This window comes from Corynebacterium sp. HMSC08D02, from assembly GCF_001807505.1.
GTDB lineage: Bacteria > Actinomycetota > Actinomycetes > Mycobacteriales > Mycobacteriaceae > Corynebacterium > Corynebacterium pseudogenitalium.
The window spans coordinates 132,264-151,085 of record NZ_KV789236.1 but is presented as its reverse complement, the minus strand read 5'-3'; the positions used below and the strand labels follow the sequence as shown (position 1 = coordinate 151,085).

The following is an 18,822-nucleotide window of genomic DNA, read 5'->3' as shown; positions in this document are numbered from 1 at the left end:
AGCTAACAAAAGGAGTGTTTATGGGAGCCTACGAAACCAAAGCCTGGCTTACGCACTACCCCGAATGGACCGACCCGCACCCGATCGTCGGCAGCGACACCCTCGTCAGCCTGTTCAATACCGCCGCAACCACCCACCCGGGCCGCACCGCCACCTGGTTCATGGGCAAAACACTCACCTACCAAGCCCTCAACGAGCAGGTCAACCGCCTCGCTGCCGCCCTGCAGCGACTCGGCGTCGCACCAGGCGACCGCGTTGTCATCGCGCTGCCGAACTGCCCGCAGCACGTCATCGCCATCACCGCGATCCTGCGCATCGGGGCCGTCGCCATCGAGCACAACCCGCTCTACACCGCCTACGAGCTGGAGAAACAGTTCCTGGACCACGGCGCGCGCGTGGCCATCGTGTTCGACCGGGAGGCCGACACCTTCCACACGCTGCAGGAAACGACGGCGCTCGAGACCGTCATCGCCGTCAACCTTATCGACGCCATGCCCCGCCACCTGCAGCTCGCCCTGCAGGTGCCGCTCGGGTCGGTGCGCAGCCAGCGCGAGGAACTGCACAAGCCCGCACCAAAGGCGATCTCGTGGGAATCCCTCGTGGCGAAGCCCGCCACACCAACGAACCTGCCGACCATCGCGCAGTCCGACACCGCGTTCATCCTGTACACCTCCGGCACCACCGGCACCCCCAAGGGCGTGCCGCTGACGCACGCCAACGTGCTCTCCGTCCTGGTCGCCGGCGCACAGTGGGTCAAGGACTGGGGCGCCGTCAACGAGAAGGTGCTCGCCATCTTGCCGATGTTCCACATCTACGGTCTGGCCCTGAACTACGGGTTCCCCCTGACCGTCGCAGGCCAGATGGTGTTCGTCCCGGCACCGAAGCCGAAGCTCTACCAGCAGGCCATCCTGAAGACTCGCCCGACCCTGCTGCCCGGCGTGCCGCTGCTGTACGAGCGGATTGCGCAGTGGGCCGTCGAAAAGCATGTGGACCTCTCCTCCTTCCACAGCGCGATCTCCGGCGCCGCAACGCTGCCGCAAAGCACCATTGAGCTGTGGGAACGCGTGACCGGCGGGCAGCTCATCGAAGGCTACGGCCTCACCGAAACCTCCCCGATCCTGTGCGGCAACCCGCTCGACGGCAACCGGCGCCCCGGCTACATCGGTGTACCATTCCCGAACACCGAGATCCGCATCGCCAACCCGGACAACCCCAGCGAGACCATGCCCGACGGCGAACCCGGCGAGCTGCTCGCGCGCGGCCCGCAGGTGTTCTCCGGCTACCTCAACAACCCAGAGGCCACCGAGCAGGCCTTCCACGACGGCTGGTTCCGCACCGGCGACATGGCCGTCATGGAGCCCGACGGCTTCATCCGCCTGGTGGCGCGCATCAAGGAAATCATCATCACCGGCGGATTCAACGTCTACCCGGACGAGGTCGAGGAGGCGGTGCGCACGCACCCAGACGTCGAGGACGTCGCCGTCGTCGGCCGCCCGCGCGAGGACGGCTCCGAGGACGTCGTCGCGTGCGTCACACTTCGCGACGGCGCCCCGCTCGACCCGGAAGGGTTGAAGGAGCACGCTCGCCAGCGCCTGACCCGCTACAAGGTGCCGCGCACCTTCTACCATTTCGAGGACTTGAACCGGGACCAGACCGGCAAGATCCGACGCCGCGCGGTCCAGCAGGAACTGGTCGCCATGCTGCAGTCCACACAATAGGTTACGGTAGCGTAGGGTAGGGCCATGACCTTGGACGCAAACACCACAAAGCCATGGCTGCAGTACTACCCGGAGTGGACCGCGCACTCGCTCGAGTACGGGTTCACCACGCTGCCAGGCATCTACGACGACAACCTGGAACGCAACGCCGACAAGCCAGCGACCAGGTTCTTCGGCCGTTCCATGACCTACGCCGAGCTGGACAAGGAAGTCCGCCGCGCCGCCGCCGGGCTCAAGGCCTTCGGCGTACGCAAGGGTGACCGCGTAGCCATCCTGCTGCCGAACTGCCCGCAGCACGTCATCGCGTTCTTCGCGGTGCAGAAGCTTGGGGGCGTCGTCGTCGAGCACAACCCGCTCTACACCGCGAACGAGCTTCGCCCGCAGTTTAAAAACCACGGCGCCCGCGTGGCCATCGCCTGGGACAAGGCGGCCGACACCCTCGAGGCGCTGCGCACCACCACGGACTTGGAGACGGTCATCTCCGTCGACATGACCAAGGCGATGCCGAAGCTGCAGCAGCTCGCGCTGCGCATCCCGATCGCGAAGATCCGCAAGGCGCGTGAGCAGCTCACTGTGCAAAGCTCCAACACCGTACTCAAGACGGTGCCGTGGGAGACGCTGCTCGGCTCCGCGATCGGCGGCGAGGGCAACGACCTGGCCACCGAGGCGGACATTACCCCCGACGACCCAGCACTCATCCTCTACACCTCCGGCACCACCGGCGAGCCCAAGGGCGCGGTGCTCACGCACAAGAACCTGCACGCCAACGCGTGGCAGGGCGTCGCCTGGGTCAAGGATCTGCAGTCCGATTCGCAGCAGCGCATGCTGGCCACCCTGCCGTTCTTCCACGCCTACGGCCTGACGTTCTCGCTCACGCTCACGGTGCTCATCGGCTCCGAGGTTGACCTGCTGCCCGCACCAAAGATGGACCTCATCATGAGCTCCATCAAGAAGTTCAAGCCCACCTTCATCCCCGGCGTGCCCACCGTGTTCGAGCGAATTATCGACGCCGCCAACAACGAAGGCCTCAACATCGACGGCGTCAACACCGGGTTTTCGGGCGCGGCCTCCCTGCCCGTCGAGACGATCGAGGCGTGGGAGCGCGTCACCCACGGCCACCTCGTCGAAGGCTACGGCCTGACCGAGACCTCCCCGATCCTGATCGGTAACCCGGGCACCGCGGACCGCCGCGCGGGCTACATCGGCATCCCCTTCCCCGACACCGAGATCCGCATCGTCAACCCCGACAACCTGGACGAGGACATGCCCTATGGCGAGCCCGGCGAAATCCTCGCCCGCGGCCCCCAGGTCTTCGCGGGCTACCTCAACAACCCTGAAGCCACCGAGCAGGCCTTCCACGACGGCTGGTTCTGCACCGGCGACCTCGGCGTCATGGAGGAGGACGGCTTCATCAAGCTCGTTTCCCGCCTCAAGGAGCTCATCATCACCGGCGGCTTCAACGTCTACCCCGCCGAGGTGGAAACGGTCATGCGCACCCATCCCGATGTTGTCGACGTCGCCGTCGTCGGCCGCCCACGCGAGGACGGCTCCGAGGACGTCGTTGCCTGCGTCACGCTTCGCGACGGCGCCCCACTCGACCCGGAGGGCCTGAAGGACTTCGCCCGCAAGAACCTCACCCGCTACAAGGTGCCGCGCACCTTCTACCACTTCGAGGAACTGCCGAAGGACCAGCTGGGCAAGCTGTCGCGCCGCAAGGTGCAGGAGGAGCTCCTGTCCCGCCTGTAGGTGATTAGATCGACATCCCGACCCACACCGGCTCCGGCACCAGCCGGACGCCGAATGCGCGCTCCACACCGGCTTGCACGTCGCGGGCCAGGGCCACGATGTCGTCGGCCTTGGCGTTGCCCCGGTTCGTCAGCGCCAGGGTGTGCTTGGTGGACAGGCGGGCCGGGGCGTGCTCGCCGGGGTAGCCGCGTGGGAACCCGGCGCGCTCGATGAGCCAGGCGGCGGAGAGCTTCACGCGGCCGTCCTCCTGTGGGTAGCGCGGCATCCCCTCAATACCGATTGCGTCCGCCACCGAGGCGTCCACCACCGGGTTGGTGAAGAAGGAGCCCGCGGACCAGGTGTCGTGGTCGGCCGGGTCGAGCACCATGCCCTTTGACCGGCGCGTCTCCAGGACGGATGCGCGTGCCTCCGCGAGTGGGACCCGCTTTCCGCCGAGGTGGCGCAGCGGCGCCGACAGGTCCGACTCGGTCAGCTTCAGCTCGATCTCGAGGACCACAGCACGGTGGGTGAACTTCAGGTTGGAGTAGCGGTACGCCAGCTCCAACGACTCCGGGGTGACCCACTCGTCCACGCCGGTCTCTCGGTTCCACAGGCGGACGCGGTGCAGCACGTCAGCGATCTCGGCGCCGTAGGCCCCCACGTTCTGCACCGGGGTGGCCCCAGCGGAGCCGGGGATGCCGGACAGGGCCTCAATGCCCGCCAGGCCGTGCTCCACGGCGTAGGCAACCACGTCGTCCCACACGGTGCCGGCGCCGACGCGGAGGGTGGTGGCGTCGATAAGTTCGATGCCGGCGTTGCGCACGAGCACAGCAGTGACTGCCTGCGGGCCGTCGGCGACCACCAAGTTGGAGCCGCCGCCCACGACGAGCAGCGGCGCGCCTGCGGCGTCGAGACGCGCGACCGTCGCAGCGAGGTCCTCTGCGGTGTCGCAGCGGATCACATCAGCGGGGGTGCCGCCGACGCGCAGAGTTGTCATTGAGGCAAAAGATGTATCAGACACCCCATCAACGGTAGTCTGTTCACTATGACTGCACGTAGTGAAATCACCGTAACCATCAACCATCCTGCCCAGAAGGTGCGCGACGCCTTTGCAAGCAAGGATTACTGGGCGTTCATCGCGGAGAAGCTCTCCCCCGAACCGGGCGAGCTCCACGAGTTCGACGGCTCCACTGCCGTCCTCTTCGAGATCCTGCCGAAGTCCATCCTGCCTGAGGCAGCGCAGGCCATGATTTCGCAGGACCTGAAGCTGAAGCGCACCGTCAACACCGGCACGGACCCGATCACCTTCACCGGTGACGTCAAGGGCACTCCGGTCGATTTCGGCGGCGAGATCACGCTGACCGACAACGGCGACACCACCTCCCTGGCCTACGACAACGAGGCCAAGGTAGACATCCCGTTCATGGGCGCTGCGCTGGAGCCGAAGGTTGCTGAGGCGCTCGAGGAGATCGTCGAGAACGAGGCGAAGCTCACCGAGGAATGGATCTCCAACAATCTCTAAGCACCACCACAATCTGCGCTCGCAGGCGGGCCACGGGCAGCCCTACGGGGTCATCACCCGGGGGACGACTGGCATCAACCGGCTGCGGCGCTGCGATCGATGGACCCGCCACAACGCGCGGGTCATTTCGCTTTTGCGCGAAGGAACCCCACTAGCACTCGACGTCGGCTACGGCGCCTCCCACACCACCACCTGCGAGTGGGCGGGCTGGCTGCGGCGCATCAACCCCGACGTCGAGGTCGTGGGCCTCGAGATCAACCCCGAGCGGGTCCTCCCGCCGCGCGACGGCGTCCGCTTCGAGCTCGGCGGGTTTGAGCTCGCCGGCTACCAGCCGCAGCTTGTGCGCGCGTTCAACGTGCTGCGCCAGTACGACGTCGCGGAAGTCCCCGACGTGTGGCGCACCGTCACCTCCAAGCTCGCCCCCGGAGGTCTCTTCATCGAGGGCACCTGCGACGAGCTCGGCCGCCGCAGCACCTGGGTGCTTCTCGACGCCACCGGCCCCCAAACCCTCACCCTGTCCTGGGACCCATTCGACGTTGCCACGCCAAGCGATCTGGCCGAACGCCTGCCGAAGGCGCTCATCCACCGCAACGTTCCGGGCGAGCCCATCCACGACTTTCTTCGCGACGCCGACTCCGCCTGGGAACACGCCGCCGGGTGGGAGCCGCACGGCCCCCGGGTGCGGTGGCGCCACGCCCGCGAGGCCCTTGCCCGCGACTGGCCGATCGCCCCGGTGCGCCGTCGGCTCAGCGACAACACCGTCACCGTCGACTGGGCGGCTGTGGCGCCCAAAGGTGAGTCGCTACACTAGTGCGCATGAAAACCGTCTGGAAAGTCCTGATCGGCATCCTCGCCGCCATCCTGGTCCTGTTCATCGCCGCCGAAGCCGGCTCACGCGCCTACATCGGCAGCCAGATGCGTGACCAAGCCCCGGAGGGCACCGAGGTTTCCTTCGGCGCTTCCCCACTGACGCTCGGCATGTTGAGTGGCACCATCCCCCACATCACGGTGACCACGCCTTCCACGCTGGTGGTGAACGGCGACGAAACCACCGGCCAGCCGGCTTCCACCGTGGAGATGGACTCCATCAAGGTCGACGCCAGCGGCAAGTCCGTCGCGGACACCCTGACCGCCACCACCGAGGTTCCGAGCGAGTTCGTGCGCGCGATGCTGAACACGCAGCTGCAGCAGAACATCGGCAGCGATTTCCTCTCCGCGCTCATCAACGTGTCCGAGGTGACCACCTCCCCCGAGGACGGCACCTTCACCGTCGAGTTCAGCGGTGGCGCCGCTGCGGTTTCACTTCGCCCCGAAATTGACGACGCCGGCGGATTCTCCGTCCAGGCCGTCGACACCTCGCTGTTCGGCAACACGCTGCCGGATGAGATCTCCTCCGCGATTACCGAGGCACTCACCAACGGCGTGGCCGAGTACACCGACCAGACGATGCGCATCACCGGCTTCGACGTCGTCCCTGGCGGCCTCCGCGTTACCATGCAGGGCCACAACGTGGACTTCGCCGAACTCCAGGCCTACCAGCAGTAGGCCTGCTTACCAGCCGTAATTCCCCCGCAAAATGTTGTTGATCTGCGGCCGCACATCGAAGTAGTACACACCGATGGCGACCGCGCCAATCCACGCCACGAACGGCAACGACAGCATGCAAGCGAACGCGGAACCAGCCAGAATGGCCACCCACGTGCCCTTCGACTGACGCCCCGCCGCCTCAAACGCGTCCGGGCGCGTCGACGCCGCCATCACCGCCGCCACAATGCCCGCGATGGCCAGCACCCAAAACAGCAGCGCGTTCGCCATCACGGGCAGCGACATGATCAGCTGCTCAGCAGTGAGGGACATTACTTCTTGCCGCCCAGGTCAGCGATGCGCTCCTGCACACGCGCAACCACGGACTCGATGCGCTGCTTCGCGTCATCAGCGTCAATGTTGCCGAACGCGTCGCGGATCTCCTCAGCGACCAGCTTGAACGCATCCTTCGCCTCGCCGGCCTCGGCGGAGTCGCCGATGTTGCGCACGATGGACTCGGCGTCGCTCGCAAAGGAGGACACAGCGTCCTTCAGCTCCTTGTCGTCGCCCGCACCGTCAAACGTGCTACGAGCGTTGTCCACAGCCTGCTTCAGCTGCTCAGTCACATCGCCACCAAGCTTGCCGACGGCCTCCCCGACCGACTGCCCAGCAACCAGCAACGCATCCGCAATATCGCGCAAACCAGAATTGTTCTCAGACATCATCATTCTCCTTTTAGAAAAACAGCAACTGTGACACAGCGTATATAACAAGTCCGGCCAATGCACCCACGATCGTGCCGTTCACGCGGATGTACTGCAGGTCCTTGCCCACCATCAGCTCGATCTTGTCGGCGGCTTCCTGCCCGTCCCACTTCTGAATAGTCTCCGAAATAATGCCGACGATCTGCCCCGCACCGTTCTCCGCAGCGAAGTGCGTCCACTTCTGCAGGTTGCGCTCGGCCGCCTCACGCGTCGCCGGCTCGTTGACTAGCTTCTCGCCCCACTCGTGCACCGTCAGGGCTATCTTTCGACGCACCAAACTCTCCGGATCCGACGCCGACTCAATAATCGCCGCCGACACCTGCCCCCACAGCCCCGCGGCCGCGTTCTGCACCGCATTCGACGCCATCACATCCGCCTTCAGCTCCTCCACTCGCGTAATCATGGCACCGTCGAACTGCAGGTCCTGCGCGAACTGGTTGATTTGGCGTCGAATAGCTCGGCGAGCCTCGTGGTCCTTGTCCTTATCGACGTCCGCCATGAACGCCACCAGCTCGTTATAGACCTTCGCACCGACCAGGTCCTTGGCGAACTTCGGCGCCCAAGCGGGCATGCGCTCATCGATGGTGCGGACGATAGCGTCCTCCATGCCGGCGAGGCGCTCGTTGCCCCAGGCGACGATGTCGTCGACCACCGGCTCGATCTTGCCGTCCGCGATGAAGCCCTCCAGCGCGCGCCCGATCGGCGGGCCCCAGATCGGCTCCGCGAACCGGTCAATGACCTGCGAGTTGAGGAACTCCTCAGCCTCCGCAGGGTCGACCGCCTCGACGGCTTTGACCGTAAACTTGCCGACCTCCTCCGACACCCGCTTCGCGTTCTTCTCAAGCGACAACCACCTTCCGGCACGCTCCGGGATGCCCGCCGCCATCACCTTCTCGGTGATGGTCTCCGCGTTGAGGAAGTTCTCACTCACGAAGTCACTCAGCGCGTCAGCCACCTGGTCCTTCTTGTTCGGCACCAGCGCCGTGTGCGGGATAGGCAGCCCCATCGGGTGCTTAAAGATCGCCGCGACCGCGAACCAGTCCGCCAGCCCGCCAACCATCCCGGCCTCCGCCGCCGCGCGCACGTACCCCACCCACAACGGCGCGGTGCCCTGCGACTGCCACCACGAACACGTCAGGAAGATCACGGCCATCAGCCCCAGCAGGGCCGTCACCCCGATCTTGTACTTCCGCAGTGTCCTGCGGCGCTGTTCGTCCGCCTCGGTGAGCTCCATTAACGCGTGTGTAGCCATGCACTTGATTAAAGCAAAAATCTCCCCGCCACCATATTGAGCGTGGTGACGGGGAGACCTGGAGGTAGCCGCTAGTTGACGCGACCGGTTTGCTCGCGGTACTGACGGTAGGCCGCGCGACCCTTCACGATAAGGAACGCGCCGAGCACTAACGTCACAACCGCCTCTACGAGGCCGTACAGGATGAGCTGGCTGCTGACCTCAGCAGACGCACCATACCCGTACGTGCCAACAGTTGCGCCCCAGATGGCAAGCCCCATACCGAACAGTGACGCCAAGATCAGGCCCATCGCTACCCACGTGGAGTAGCGCAGCAGCGAAGAGTGCGGCGCGGAGTACGACACCGGGTCGTAGCCTTCGACGTACAGGTCCTGAATCTTGCCCTCATACTCAGGGAACGATTCACTGCGGATATCAGCTACAGCATGTTGGGACGCCATCGTTGTTTCCTTCCTCGTTTTATTCTCTGTTTAGTCGTCGCCGCCGCGGGCGGCCGCGCGGACACGCTCGGCGTTAATCGCGCCAACCGCGTCCAGCGGGATGCCTGCAGGGCAGACGTCTGCGCACTCGCCGTACAGGGAGCAAGGACCGAAGTTGGTTTCCAACTCGTCGATCATCTTGCGTGCACGACGGCTACGCTCCAGCTTGCCCAGTGGCAGCAGCTTCAAGTGCTTCAGCTTAGCACCAGTGAACAGGTGCGCGGCGCCATTCGGGCACGCAGCCACACAAGCGCCACAGCCGATGCAGGCTGCGTAGTCGAGCGCAAGCTCGGAGTCGTGGTGGTTGACGGACAGGGTGTCTGCGTCTGGGGCGGTACCCGGGAAGACGGAGATGTAGCCGCCCTGCTGCATCACGCGGTCGAGCGCGGAGCGGTCAACCACGAGGTCCTTGATGACCGGGAACACAGCGGAACGGAACGGCTCGATCTTGAGGGTGTCGCCGTCGTTGTAGTTCACCAGGCGCTGCAGGCATGCAGGGACGTTCTGGTCCGCACCGTGCGGGCGACCGTTGATGGTCAGGCCACAGGTACCGCAGATGCCCTCGCGGCAGTCAGAAGCGTAGGTGAAAGGCTCCTTGCCTTCCTCAACAAATTGGTTGTTGACGTGGTCAAGCAGCTCCAGGATAGACATCTGCTCAACTGCGTCCGGCACCTCGACGGTTTCGAAGTGGCCTTCAGTTTCGGGTCCGGCCTGACGCCAGATCTCAAGTGTCAGTTTCATTACTTGTAGTTCCTCGTCATCAGTGGGATCGAATCGAAGTACAGTGGCTCGGCGTGACGCACGAACTGGTCGTTGCCCACGGTCTCCCATGCGGAGACGAAGCACCAGTTCTCGTCGTCACGGCGGGCCTCGCCGTCTTCGGTGAGGTGGTCCATGCGGTAGTGAGCGCCACAGGACTCGTCGCGGTCAAGTGCGTCAATGCACATCAGCTCGCCGAGGTTGATGTAGTCAACCAGTCGAAGCGCAGCCTCGAGCACCTGGTTCATCTCATCAGCGCGGCCTGGGATGTGGAGGTTCGCCCAGAAGTCATCACGCAGGGCACGGATCTTGTCGATGCCCTCGCGCAGGCTGTCGGCGGTACGTGCCACGCCACAGTGCAGGTAGAGGATCTCGCCAAGCTTGATGTGGAAGTACTCCGGGCCGTGCGGGTCGGAGCCCTTGATGTTCATCAGGCTGTCGATGCGCTGCTGCGCACGCTGTACAGCCTCAACGGATGCAGGTGCATCCTCTGCGTACACCGGCTCGTTCAGGTGGTCTGCCAGGTAGTTCGGCACCGTGAACGGAATGGTGAACCAGCCGTCAACCGATGCGGACAGCAGCGAGTTCGCGCCCAGGCGGTTCGCACCGTGGTAGGTCCAGGAGCACTCGCCGGCTGCGAAGAGGCCGTCGATAGACGTCATCTCGTTGAAGTCGGTCCACAGGCCACCCATGGAGAAGTGCACCGTCGGCGCAATACGCATCGGGGCCTTGTATGGGTTCTCGCCGGTGGAGTCTTCGTACATCTCGAAGAGGTTGCCGTAACGCTCGCGGATAGTGTCCTCACCAAGGCGCTCGATGGAATCCTTGAAGTCCAGGTACGCCGAGTTGTGCAGCGGGCCAACACCGAAACCGGCGTTAAGCTGCTGCGAAATAGCACGAGACGCAACGTCACGCGGCACGAGGTTACCGAACGCCGGGTAACGACGCTCCAGGAAGTAATCGCGCTCGTCCTCTGGAATGGTGTTCGGGTCGCGGTCGTCACCCTTTTCCTTCGGGGTCCAAATGCGGCCGTCGTTACGCAGGGACTCGGACATCAGCGTCGTCTTCGACTGCCAGCTCGCGTTCAGCGGCAGGCCGGTCGGGTGGAACTGAATGAACGCCGGCGACGCCAAGTACGCACCAAGCTCGTGCGCACGCATCATCGCGGAGGAGTTCGAGTTCTTCGCCAACGTGGTCTTGTGGTACACGTTGCCGTAACCACCGGTACCCAGCACAACAGCATGGCCGGTGAACGGGGTCAGGGAGCCGTCAATCAGGTTGCGGGTAACAATACCGCGGCAACGCTTCTTGCCGTCTTCCTCAGTAATGATCAGATCGATCAGGTCGTTGTGCGTGAAGATCTCAACGTTGCCCAGGTGGATCTGACGCTGCAGCGCCGAAGCGGTGGACAGCTGCAGCTGCTGGCCCGTTTGGCCACGGGTGTAGTAGGTACGGGAGACCTGCACACCACCGAAGGAACGGGTAGCCAGGGAGCCACCGTACTCACGCGCGAACGGAGCACCAATCGCGTTCATGTGGTCAATCACGCGGACCGACTCGACGGCCAGGCGCCAGCAGTCAGCCTCACGGCAGCGGTAGTCGCCACCCTTGACAGTGTCCTTCACGTGGCGGTACGCGCCGTCGTTATCAACCTTCTTGCCGCGAGCAGCGTTGACGCCACCCTGCGCTGCAATGGAGTGTGCACGACGAGGAGCGTCATGGTACGTGAAGACCTGTACCTGGTAGCCCAGCTCGCCCAACGCGGCGGCAGAAGCACCGGCAGCCAAGCCAGTACCAACAACGAGCACCTTAAACTTGCGACGGTTCAGCGGGGACACCAGCTGCATGTGGTCCTTCTGGTACTCCCACATGTCCTTCATCCGAACCTTGTGGCGGTCCGGCATTGCATTATCAAGAATGCGGCCAATGGTGACGCCAGGAGCCGAGGACTCCGGCTGGCGGAACACCTCGTCCTGCGTCTGGTTCAAAGAGGTAGTCATTAAAGTTTCTCCTAATCAGCCGTTAGCGGGTGTACCCCGGGATAAGACCAGCCATGATGGCCAGTGGCATGATGACGTTTCCAAGAACAACGATGAACGGCAGTACGTACCCCAACACGACCATTACGCCGCGTCCACGCTCGCCGAGCCATCCAAGGTCAGAAACTGCCAAGTACACACCGTGCGTCAGGTGCAGCAGCAGCGCCAGCATGGCAACCAGGTAGAACAGGGTCACGTACCAACGCTCAGGAGCGAAGGTTGCAATCAGGTTGTCACGGACATTGCCATGAACGAACTGCTCAGAAGCAACAACCGTGCCCGCGGTCAGATCCAGGATGTGGAAAATGATGAACAGCAGCAGGATGACGCCGGTCACCAGCATCCAACGCGTAGCGGTGGACTGCCAGCCTCCCATCAGGTTCGTGCGCTTGAACGTACCGCGCGACTCGGCGGAACGCTTCTTCAGAGTGAACGCACCATACACGTGCAGGATCAGGCAGGTCAGCAGGACGATACGGAGAATCCACAGGAATCCCCCGCGCGGGAACAGCGGTTCACCAAACGTGCGGAACCACTCGCCGTAGTCATCAATGTGTGCGCCGCCATCAGCCTTGAGCGGCATGAAAATCTTCAGGTTGCCCACCATGTGAACAAGAAGGAAGAGCGAGAAGATGAGGCCAGTGATGGCCATTTCAAGCTTTACTGCCCATGTTGGGAACCCTGGCCGCTCTCGTAGCGGCTTCTCAGTAATTTTTCCGTGACGAATTGCTTCACGGTCTGTTTTTTGTACAGTCATGGCACCTCCAGTGTCGTAACCACTTTAGGCACCATTCTTCACTATTGCCTAGTCAGAGCATGTTTCTTTCGCCTGATTTTCACCCAAAATTCACCGCCCGGACGCGCTTGGCAAATTTTCGAAATTTTAAGCATGGCGACACCCTGCACATATTCAGTATGAGAACAAACCAAGGTAAACCTAATTTGTGATTTTACTCACGACCTGCGCGTAACGTCTATAAAATCTTCGAACTACCCCCAAAGGTCGGTAGTCAAGAGTCTGCTTCAAACATCGGGAAATGGGAGGGTGAGCGGTCCTTTTACTACCCCGTCAGCGCGCCCCAAAACGTTCGAAGCGTGGGCTTAGGAGCGTGCGATGCAGGTCGGTAAAAATCGGATAGGGTCGGCCAAAAGAGGCAACCAGCATCGCACTCCTTGAACACCTCAACCGGAGCAATGTATGAAGGCGCGAAGGCAGGGCAACTGAGCGAGAACCCCACCCACACAGCGCAAAACCCGGTCCCACCAGCAGGCGGGACCGGGCGTCGAGAAGAAAAAGGCTACAGGTTGATCATGTGGCCTTCGATGCCGTGGGCCGCTTCCTTCAGTACCTCAGACAGGGTTGGGTGAATGTGGATAGAGCGGGCGATTTCGCCAGCGGTGAGGTCAAAGCGCTGTGCGAGGACGACCTCCGGCAGCAACTCGGCAACGTTGGCGCCAACCAGGTGAGCGCCGAGGATCTCGCCGTATTCGGCGTCGGCGACGATCTTGCCGAAGCCCGCGGTCTCAGCCAGGCCGACTGCCTTGCCGTTCGCAGAGAACGGGAAGGTCGCAACCTTGATTTCGCGGTCTGGCCACTTCTCCTTCGCCTGCTCCTCGGTGTAGCCCATGGAAGCGACCTGAGGGTTGCAGAAGGTGGCGCGCGGCGTCATCATGTAGTCCTCGATTTCGAGGGTTTCGGCACCCGCGATGGTCTCGGCGGCGATGATGCCCTGCGCCTCCGCAACATGCGCGAGCTGCAGCTTCGCGGTGACGTCGCCGATGGCGTAAATGCCGTCTACGTTGGTGCGCATGCGGTCATCGATAGCGATGGCCCCACGCTCGGTGAGCTTGACACCAGCCTTGTCCAGGCCGTAGCCCTCGACGCGCGGGGCAAAGCCGACAGAGATCATGACGCGCTCAACGGTGAGCGTTTCAGTCTTGTCGGTGCCATTCTTCTTGACGTCCACCTCGACCGAGTCACCGTTGTCCCGCACCGCGGTGGTTGCGTGGCCGGTCATGAGCTTGACGCCGAGCTTCTTGTACGCCTTCGCGATCTCCTTGGACACGTCCTTGTCCTCGTTCGGCAGGACGCGATCCATGTACTCGATAACGGTGACATCCACGCCGTAGTTGGACAGCACGTACGCAAACTCCATGCCGATAGCACCCGCACCCACGATGACCATGGACTTCGGTGCATCCTCGTTGAGGATCTGCTCCTCGAAGGAGACAACGTTCTTGCTCAGCTCGATGCCTGGCAGAGTGCGCACGACGGAGCCGGTCGCGATGATGCAGTTGTCGAAGGTGACGGTCTTCCCCTTGTCGTCACCTTCGGTGATCTCGATCGTGTTGGAATCGGTGAAGGAGCCAAGACCGTGGATCTCCTGGATCTTGTTCTTCTTCATCAAGTAATGCACGCCACCAACGATCTTCTCGGAGACCTTGCGGGAGCGCTTGTGGGCGTCTTCGTAATCAAACTCGACATCACCCTTGATGCCGAACGTCTTCGCTTCATGGTTGAAGATGTGGGCGATCTCCGCGTTCTTAATCAACGACTTCGAGGGGATACACCCAACGTTGAGGCACACACCTCCCCAGTACTGCTTCTCAATCACCGCAACCTTCAGCCCAAGCTGCGATGCTCGAATGGCGGCGACATAGCCACCAGGGCCAGCGCCGAGGACAACAACGTCATAATGCTCTTTAGTCACGCCCCATAGAATACGTTGCTTGTAACGTTTTCGCTTCAATATCGGACACTTTAATAGAATGCTTGAAGGACCCCCTTCACCACCTAAAAATAGTTGAGGAGCACCCCGTGAATATTGCGCGCCCAGCCATCGCCGGAGCCGCCGCCGTCGCGATCGCTGCAGGAGGCTGGTATGCCGTTACACCATCCGAACAGGCAACGACTATTTCTGCCGCCCAGAGCGTAGAGGAGACGTCGATAAGTGAGGCGACGACGACCTCTTCCTCGAAGACCACCACGACCACAACCAAGGTTGAGGAAACGACGGTCGTCGAAGTCGTCGAGGAAGACAGCACCGAACCCACGCTTGATGACGCCGACATCCCCACAGCCGAGGGTGCCGAAACCACAAACGATGCCATCGCGCGCGTAAAGAAGCTGGAAACCGCACCGCAAAAACCCAGCGGCGGCGATCAGTACTGGTTCACTAACATCGACGGCATCAAAGGCTCCGAGAAGCTCAGCGTCTACTCCCCCGCCATGGAACGCGACATCCCAGTCGGCGTGATCCGCGCTGGCGTACCGAACGCACCGACCATCTACCTCCTCAACGGCGCCGGTGGCTCCGAGCAGGATACTGACTGGATCGCGCAGGCCGGAACCGTGGTGAAGAAGGTCTTCGAAGACGAGCCGGTCAACGTCGTCATCCCGATGGCGGGTGCGTTCTCCTACTACATCGACTGGCTCTACGAGCCGAACTCCCGCTACCTTCAGGGCAAACAGCTGTGGTCCACATTCTTGGGCTCCGAGCTTCCTGACGCCATCGAGCCCTACCTCGAGGCCAACGACAAGCGCGCCGTGGTCGGGTTCTCCATGTCCGCCACCTCAGCCCTCCTCCTCGCTGAGCACAACCCTGGCCGCTACGCCGCCGTCGGCTCCTTCTCCGGCTGCGCCGCCACCTCGACGGGCATCCCGAACGGCTGGGTCAACCTCACCGTCAACCGCGGCGGCGCCAAGCCCGAGGAGATGTGGGGCCGCGCCGGCAGCGAGTACAACCGACACAACGACGCCCTCGTCAACGCCGAGAAGCTCAAGGGCACCAAGCTGTACATCTCCAGCGCAACGGGCCTTTTCGCCGAAAGTGACACCGTCGGCTTCCTCCGCAAGACCCGCGACATGGACTTCGTCCAGGCCTCCGCGAACGCCCAAACCCTCATCGTCGAGGGCGGCGTGATTGAAGCCGCCATGAACGCCTGCACCCACGACCTGCTGGTCAAGCTGAAAGCCAACGACATTCCATACAACGCCAACCTGCGCGCCACCGGCACCCACTCATGGCGTATCTGGAAGGAAGACCTGGAGCTGTCCTGGAAGCAGACCATCAAGCCGGCGCTTGGGCTGTAGCCCCCACCCCAGACACCAAATTCCTTCACGCTCCCTTCAGCGACCTGGGGAAACGCAAACCATCCCGCCGAAAACTAGGGATTTGGTGCGCCCCCCTGGTCGACCAGTGCCAAAGGACGCAACCCTTAACATCTAGCGCTTTTCTCACCTGCAGGTTTGAATGTCTAGCCTAAATAAGGTTGCGCCCTTTGGCACTCCAGCGTTTCCACAAGACACCAAATTCCCTCACGCCCACTCGGCGACCTGGGGAAACACAAACCTGCCCCCCAAAAATTAAGGAATTTGGTGCGCAGCGCCCTGCACGAACCACAAAAACCCGCCGCCCACCCAACAACAGGTGGCGCGACGGGTTCAAGCGGGCCGAGCCTCTAGAACAGGCCCATGCCGTATGCGATGGTGGAAGACGTCGAGGAGCCGAAGTGGATCAGCTCACCGAGGACGTTATTGATGGCGACCTGCATGGACTCGATCGGGTTCATTGCAACTACCTTCTTTCAAAGAGAAATTCTGTAAGAACGAAATACTTCCCACATTCTTGCACGAAACGCCGAACAAAGTGACACCAGAAGCCCCAATTGCCACATCTGTAAAGTAGGATGGCTTCCATGTTGAAGCGCATCACTCGTTCGGTTGTGGCTACAGCGATGGCTGTGGCCATTCCTTTGTCGGCACTCCAGGCGATCCCAGCAGTTACGCCAACAGCATCGGCCCAGCCCGTGGGTACGGTGAAGCCCTGGAACGCAATTGCGAATCCACCGTTGGCGAAGACGGACGGGAAGCCGCAGAAGTGGGTCGAGAAGGTTGACCATAAGCAGGTGTTGAGCTTCTTGGTGTATTCGCCGTCGATGCGCCGGGATATCCCGGTGGCGGTGTTGCCTGCGACGAATACTGCGGGGCAGCGCGTACAGAACGCGCCGACGATCTACCTGCTCAACGGCGCTGGTGGTGCGGAGCAGCACCAGGACTGGTTGAGCATGAGTGATGCTCGCGAGTTCTTCGCAGGCAAGGGCGTCAATGTTGTGATTCCGCAGGAGGGCGCGTTTTCGTACTACACGGACTGGGTGAGTGACAATGTGCGCTCGCGCTACATTAACGGCCCACAGAAGTGGGAGACGTTCCTGGTCAAGGAGTTGCCGGGGCCGATTGAGGGGCTGCTGGGGGCGGACAAGAATCGCCGTTCGATTGTGGGATTCTCGATGTCGGGGACCACGTCTCTGGTGTTGCCGACGCACTACCCCGGGTTCTATAAGTCTGCGGCGTCCTTCTCGGGGTGTGCGGCGACGTCGACGCCTGAGGCGTACCAGTTTGGCCGGATTACGGTGAACCGGGCGTCGGGAACGTTGGATTACCGGACGGTGACGCCGGAGATGATGTGGGGGCCGATGGGTAGCCCGAATAACCGCTATAACGATGCGCTTGTGAATGCGGAGAAGCTGCGCGGGACCCGCTTGTATATTTCGACGGGCACGGGCCTGGCGGGCCGCCAGGATCAGGTGAGTTACTTGGTTGGCCAGGGGCTTCCGCAGCCTGCGGCGAGTGTCGGTTCGGCGATTCTGCAGGTTGAGGGCGGCGTGATTGAGGCTGCGATTAATAAGTGTTCGCATGATTTGCGCGCGAAGCTGGAAGGCTTGAATATTCCGGCGCAGTATGAGTTCCGGAATGCGGGGACGCACTCGTGGCCGTACTGGCGCGAGGATCTGCACAAGGCGTGGTTTACGACGATCGCGCCGTCGTTCGGAATGTAAGGCGATGTAACGCCAGGTGAAGCACCTTTCTTTTGCCACGCTGTTCGCGGCGGTCAGTGGCTTTGTGGTGTTGTGGGTGGCGTCGAAAGCACTCGACGCCGACTCGGCCTACCGCTACTTCGCTGCGTACTGGGGGTTGTTCTTCGCGTCCACCGGGCTTATCGACGGCCTCACCCACGAGACCACGCGTGCCGTCGCGGCGGCGCGCGAGGATGGCCGGCGGGGTTCGGCGAATCCGTGGCGGTTGGGGGCGTGGACGGCGCTGGTGGTGGTCGTCGCGGCAACGGTCGCGGGCGCACTGTTCATTGGCACCGTTGTTCCCGGAAGTACGCTGACGGCCACTGCCCTGCTGCAGGTTGGCCTGGTGATGTACGTGTTCCAGGCGGTGCTGGGCGGGGTGCTGTCGGGGGCGCAGTTGTGGGAGCGCTACGCGGCGCTGGTGGCGCTGGATTCGGGTGTGCGGCTGGTGTTGGCGCTTCTGGCGTGGGCGCTGGGGTGGGGCCTGCCTGCGTTTTTGGTGATTACGGTGGTCGGCGCGTTGAGCTGGCTGGTGGTGTTGCGCCGGGAGCATTTGCGGGTGCCGCTGGATGTGCATCGTGGGGTGTTCGTGCGCCGGGTGTTGACGGCGATGGTGGCGTCGGGGGCGTCGGCGGCGCTGATCACGGGCTTCCCGACGGCGGTGAACGCGGCGTTCCCACAGGCGTCGGTGGCGGCGATTATGAACGCAGTGATTTTGACGCGGGCGCCGGTGTTGGTGCCGTTGCAGCGGTTCCAGTCGGCGCTGGTGGTGAGGTTTGTGGAGCGTCGAGAAGCGTTGTTTGCGGCGTTGGTGCAGCCGGTCGCTGCCGTGCTGGGCCTAGGTGTTGTGGGCTTCGCCGCGGCGTGGGCGGTGGGCCCGTGGATTCTAAAACTGGCGTTTGACCCGGAGTTTTACGTCGATGGGTTGACGCTTGGGGTGCTCACGTTCGCGTCGGCGTTTATGGGCGCGCTGATTATTACGGGGGTGGCGGTGCTGTCGCTGGAGCGGCACGGCTGGTACGTCGCGGGGTGGCTGACGGCGACGGCGGTGGCGTTCGCGGTGCTGGGGGTGATGCCGCGGCTCGTGGGTGTCGACGTCCACTCCGTCGTGGTCACGGCCTTGTTCGCGGGCCCGCTGGCGGGGGCGGCGGTACATTTGGTGGCGCTCCGGCTAAGGTAGAGGC

At 62.9% G+C, this 18,822-nt stretch carries 17 protein-coding genes; 8 read left to right on the top strand and 9 right to left on the bottom strand.

Going from position 1 to position 18,822, the window contains the following annotated elements; genetic code table 11:
- Nucleotides 1-20 precede the first annotated feature (20 nt).
- Together HMPREF3170_RS01830 and HMPREF3170_RS01825 are read left to right on the top strand one after the other, a co-directional pair.
- The gene (locus tag HMPREF3170_RS01830) at nucleotides 21-1,718 is read left to right on the top strand and encodes a long-chain-fatty-acid--CoA ligase (protein WP_070477361.1); all 1,698 of its coding nucleotides are present in this window, start codon (nucleotides 21-23) and stop codon (nucleotides 1,716-1,718) included.
- A 30-nt stretch (nucleotides 1,719-1,748) separates the two neighbouring features.
- Nucleotides 1,749-3,464, top strand: a complete 1,716-nt coding sequence (locus tag HMPREF3170_RS01825; RefSeq protein ID WP_070477763.1) for a long-chain-fatty-acid--CoA ligase — start codon at nucleotides 1,749-1,751, stop codon at nucleotides 3,462-3,464.
- Nucleotides 3,465-3,468: 4 nt separating this feature from the next.
- On the opposite strand, the gene HMPREF3170_RS01820 is transcribed toward HMPREF3170_RS01825, so the two are convergent.
- The gene (locus HMPREF3170_RS01820; protein ID WP_070477359.1) at nucleotides 3,469-4,527 is read right to left on the bottom strand and encodes a UDP-N-acetylmuramate dehydrogenase; all 1,059 of its coding nucleotides are present in this window, start codon (nucleotides 4,525-4,527) and stop codon (nucleotides 3,469-3,471) included.
- Between HMPREF3170_RS01820 and HMPREF3170_RS01815 the strand changes: the two genes are divergently transcribed.
- The 3 genes from HMPREF3170_RS01815 to HMPREF3170_RS01805 are packed head-to-tail and all read left to right on the top strand — an operon-like array spanning nucleotide 4,489 to nucleotide 6,510.
- Nucleotides 4,489-4,965, top strand: a complete 477-nt coding sequence (locus tag HMPREF3170_RS01815; RefSeq protein WP_070477357.1) for a DUF2505 domain-containing protein — start codon at nucleotides 4,489-4,491, stop codon at nucleotides 4,963-4,965. The genes HMPREF3170_RS01820 and HMPREF3170_RS01815 overlap by 39 nt on opposite strands.
- Nucleotides 4,958-5,776, top strand: a complete 819-nt coding sequence (locus HMPREF3170_RS01810) for a class I SAM-dependent methyltransferase (protein WP_070477761.1) — start codon at nucleotides 4,958-4,960, stop codon at nucleotides 5,774-5,776. Before HMPREF3170_RS01815 ends, HMPREF3170_RS01810 begins: the two co-directional genes overlap by 8 nt.
- Nucleotides 5,777-5,781: 5 nt before the next feature.
- Nucleotides 5,782-6,510: an LmeA family phospholipid-binding protein gene (locus tag HMPREF3170_RS01805; protein WP_141742158.1), complete on the top strand. Its 729-nt coding sequence runs from the start codon at nucleotides 5,782-5,784 to the stop codon at nucleotides 6,508-6,510.
- Nucleotides 6,511-6,516: 6 nt separating this feature from the next.
- Here HMPREF3170_RS01805 and HMPREF3170_RS01800 read toward each other — a convergent pair whose 3' ends face one another.
- From HMPREF3170_RS01800 to lpdA, 8 genes are all read right to left on the bottom strand, one after another.
- A complete protein-coding gene (locus HMPREF3170_RS01800; RefSeq protein ID WP_256472911.1) occupies nucleotides 6,517-6,822 on the bottom strand; it encodes a DUF2516 family protein in 306 nt (101 codons plus the stop codon).
- Complete coding sequence (locus tag HMPREF3170_RS01795) at nucleotides 6,822-7,211, bottom strand: CGLAU_01105 family protein (protein ID WP_141742157.1); 390 nt, start codon at nucleotides 7,209-7,211, stop codon at nucleotides 6,822-6,824. Before HMPREF3170_RS01795 ends, HMPREF3170_RS01800 begins: the two co-directional genes overlap by 1 nt.
- Before the next feature lie 13 nt (nucleotides 7,212-7,224).
- Nucleotides 7,225-8,505, bottom strand: a complete 1,281-nt coding sequence (locus HMPREF3170_RS01790) for a DUF445 domain-containing protein (protein ID WP_070363219.1) — start codon at nucleotides 8,503-8,505, stop codon at nucleotides 7,225-7,227.
- 71 nt (nucleotides 8,506-8,576) lie between these two features.
- Nucleotides 8,577-8,945 (bottom strand): hypothetical protein, encoded by a 369-nt coding sequence (locus HMPREF3170_RS01785; RefSeq protein WP_070363220.1) that lies wholly within the window; start codon nucleotides 8,943-8,945, stop codon nucleotides 8,577-8,579.
- Nucleotides 8,946-8,975: 30 nt separating this feature from the next.
- Nucleotides 8,976-9,725 (bottom strand): succinate dehydrogenase/fumarate reductase iron-sulfur subunit, encoded by a 750-nt coding sequence (locus HMPREF3170_RS01780; protein WP_070477350.1) that lies wholly within the window; start codon nucleotides 9,723-9,725, stop codon nucleotides 8,976-8,978.
- Nucleotides 9,725-11,743, bottom strand: a complete 2,019-nt coding sequence (locus HMPREF3170_RS01775) for a fumarate reductase/succinate dehydrogenase flavoprotein subunit (protein WP_070363222.1) — start codon at nucleotides 11,741-11,743, stop codon at nucleotides 9,725-9,727. The genes HMPREF3170_RS01780 and HMPREF3170_RS01775 overlap by 1 nt, the downstream gene beginning before the upstream one ends.
- 22 nt (nucleotides 11,744-11,765) lie before the next feature.
- Nucleotides 11,766-12,539 carry a succinate dehydrogenase cytochrome b subunit gene (locus HMPREF3170_RS01770; protein WP_070363223.1) on the bottom strand — a complete coding sequence of 258 codons (774 nt, stop codon included), beginning with the start codon at nucleotides 12,537-12,539 and terminating at the stop codon, nucleotides 11,766-11,768.
- 541 nt (nucleotides 12,540-13,080) lie between these two features.
- Nucleotides 13,081-14,493 (bottom strand): dihydrolipoyl dehydrogenase, encoded by a 1,413-nt coding sequence (gene lpdA / locus HMPREF3170_RS01765; protein ID WP_070477348.1) that lies wholly within the window; start codon nucleotides 14,491-14,493, stop codon nucleotides 13,081-13,083.
- 107 nt (nucleotides 14,494-14,600) lie between these two features.
- On the opposite strand from lpdA, the gene HMPREF3170_RS01760 reads away from it, so the two are divergent.
- The 3 genes from HMPREF3170_RS01760 (at nucleotide 14,601) to HMPREF3170_RS01750 (ending at nucleotide 18,818) form a co-directional block, all read left to right on the top strand.
- Nucleotides 14,601-15,875 carry an alpha/beta hydrolase gene (locus tag HMPREF3170_RS01760; protein ID WP_070477346.1) on the top strand — a complete coding sequence of 425 codons (1,275 nt, stop codon included), beginning with the start codon at nucleotides 14,601-14,603 and terminating at the stop codon, nucleotides 15,873-15,875.
- 605 nt (nucleotides 15,876-16,480) lie between these two features.
- Complete coding sequence (locus HMPREF3170_RS01755; protein ID WP_246814887.1) at nucleotides 16,481-17,620, top strand: alpha/beta hydrolase; 1,140 nt, start codon at nucleotides 16,481-16,483, stop codon at nucleotides 17,618-17,620.
- A gap of 16 nt (nucleotides 17,621-17,636) precedes the next feature.
- Entirely contained in the window at nucleotides 17,637-18,818 is a 1,182-nt protein-coding gene (locus HMPREF3170_RS01750; protein WP_070477344.1) for a hypothetical protein, read from the top strand.
- Nucleotides 18,819-18,822 lie beyond the last annotated feature (4 nt).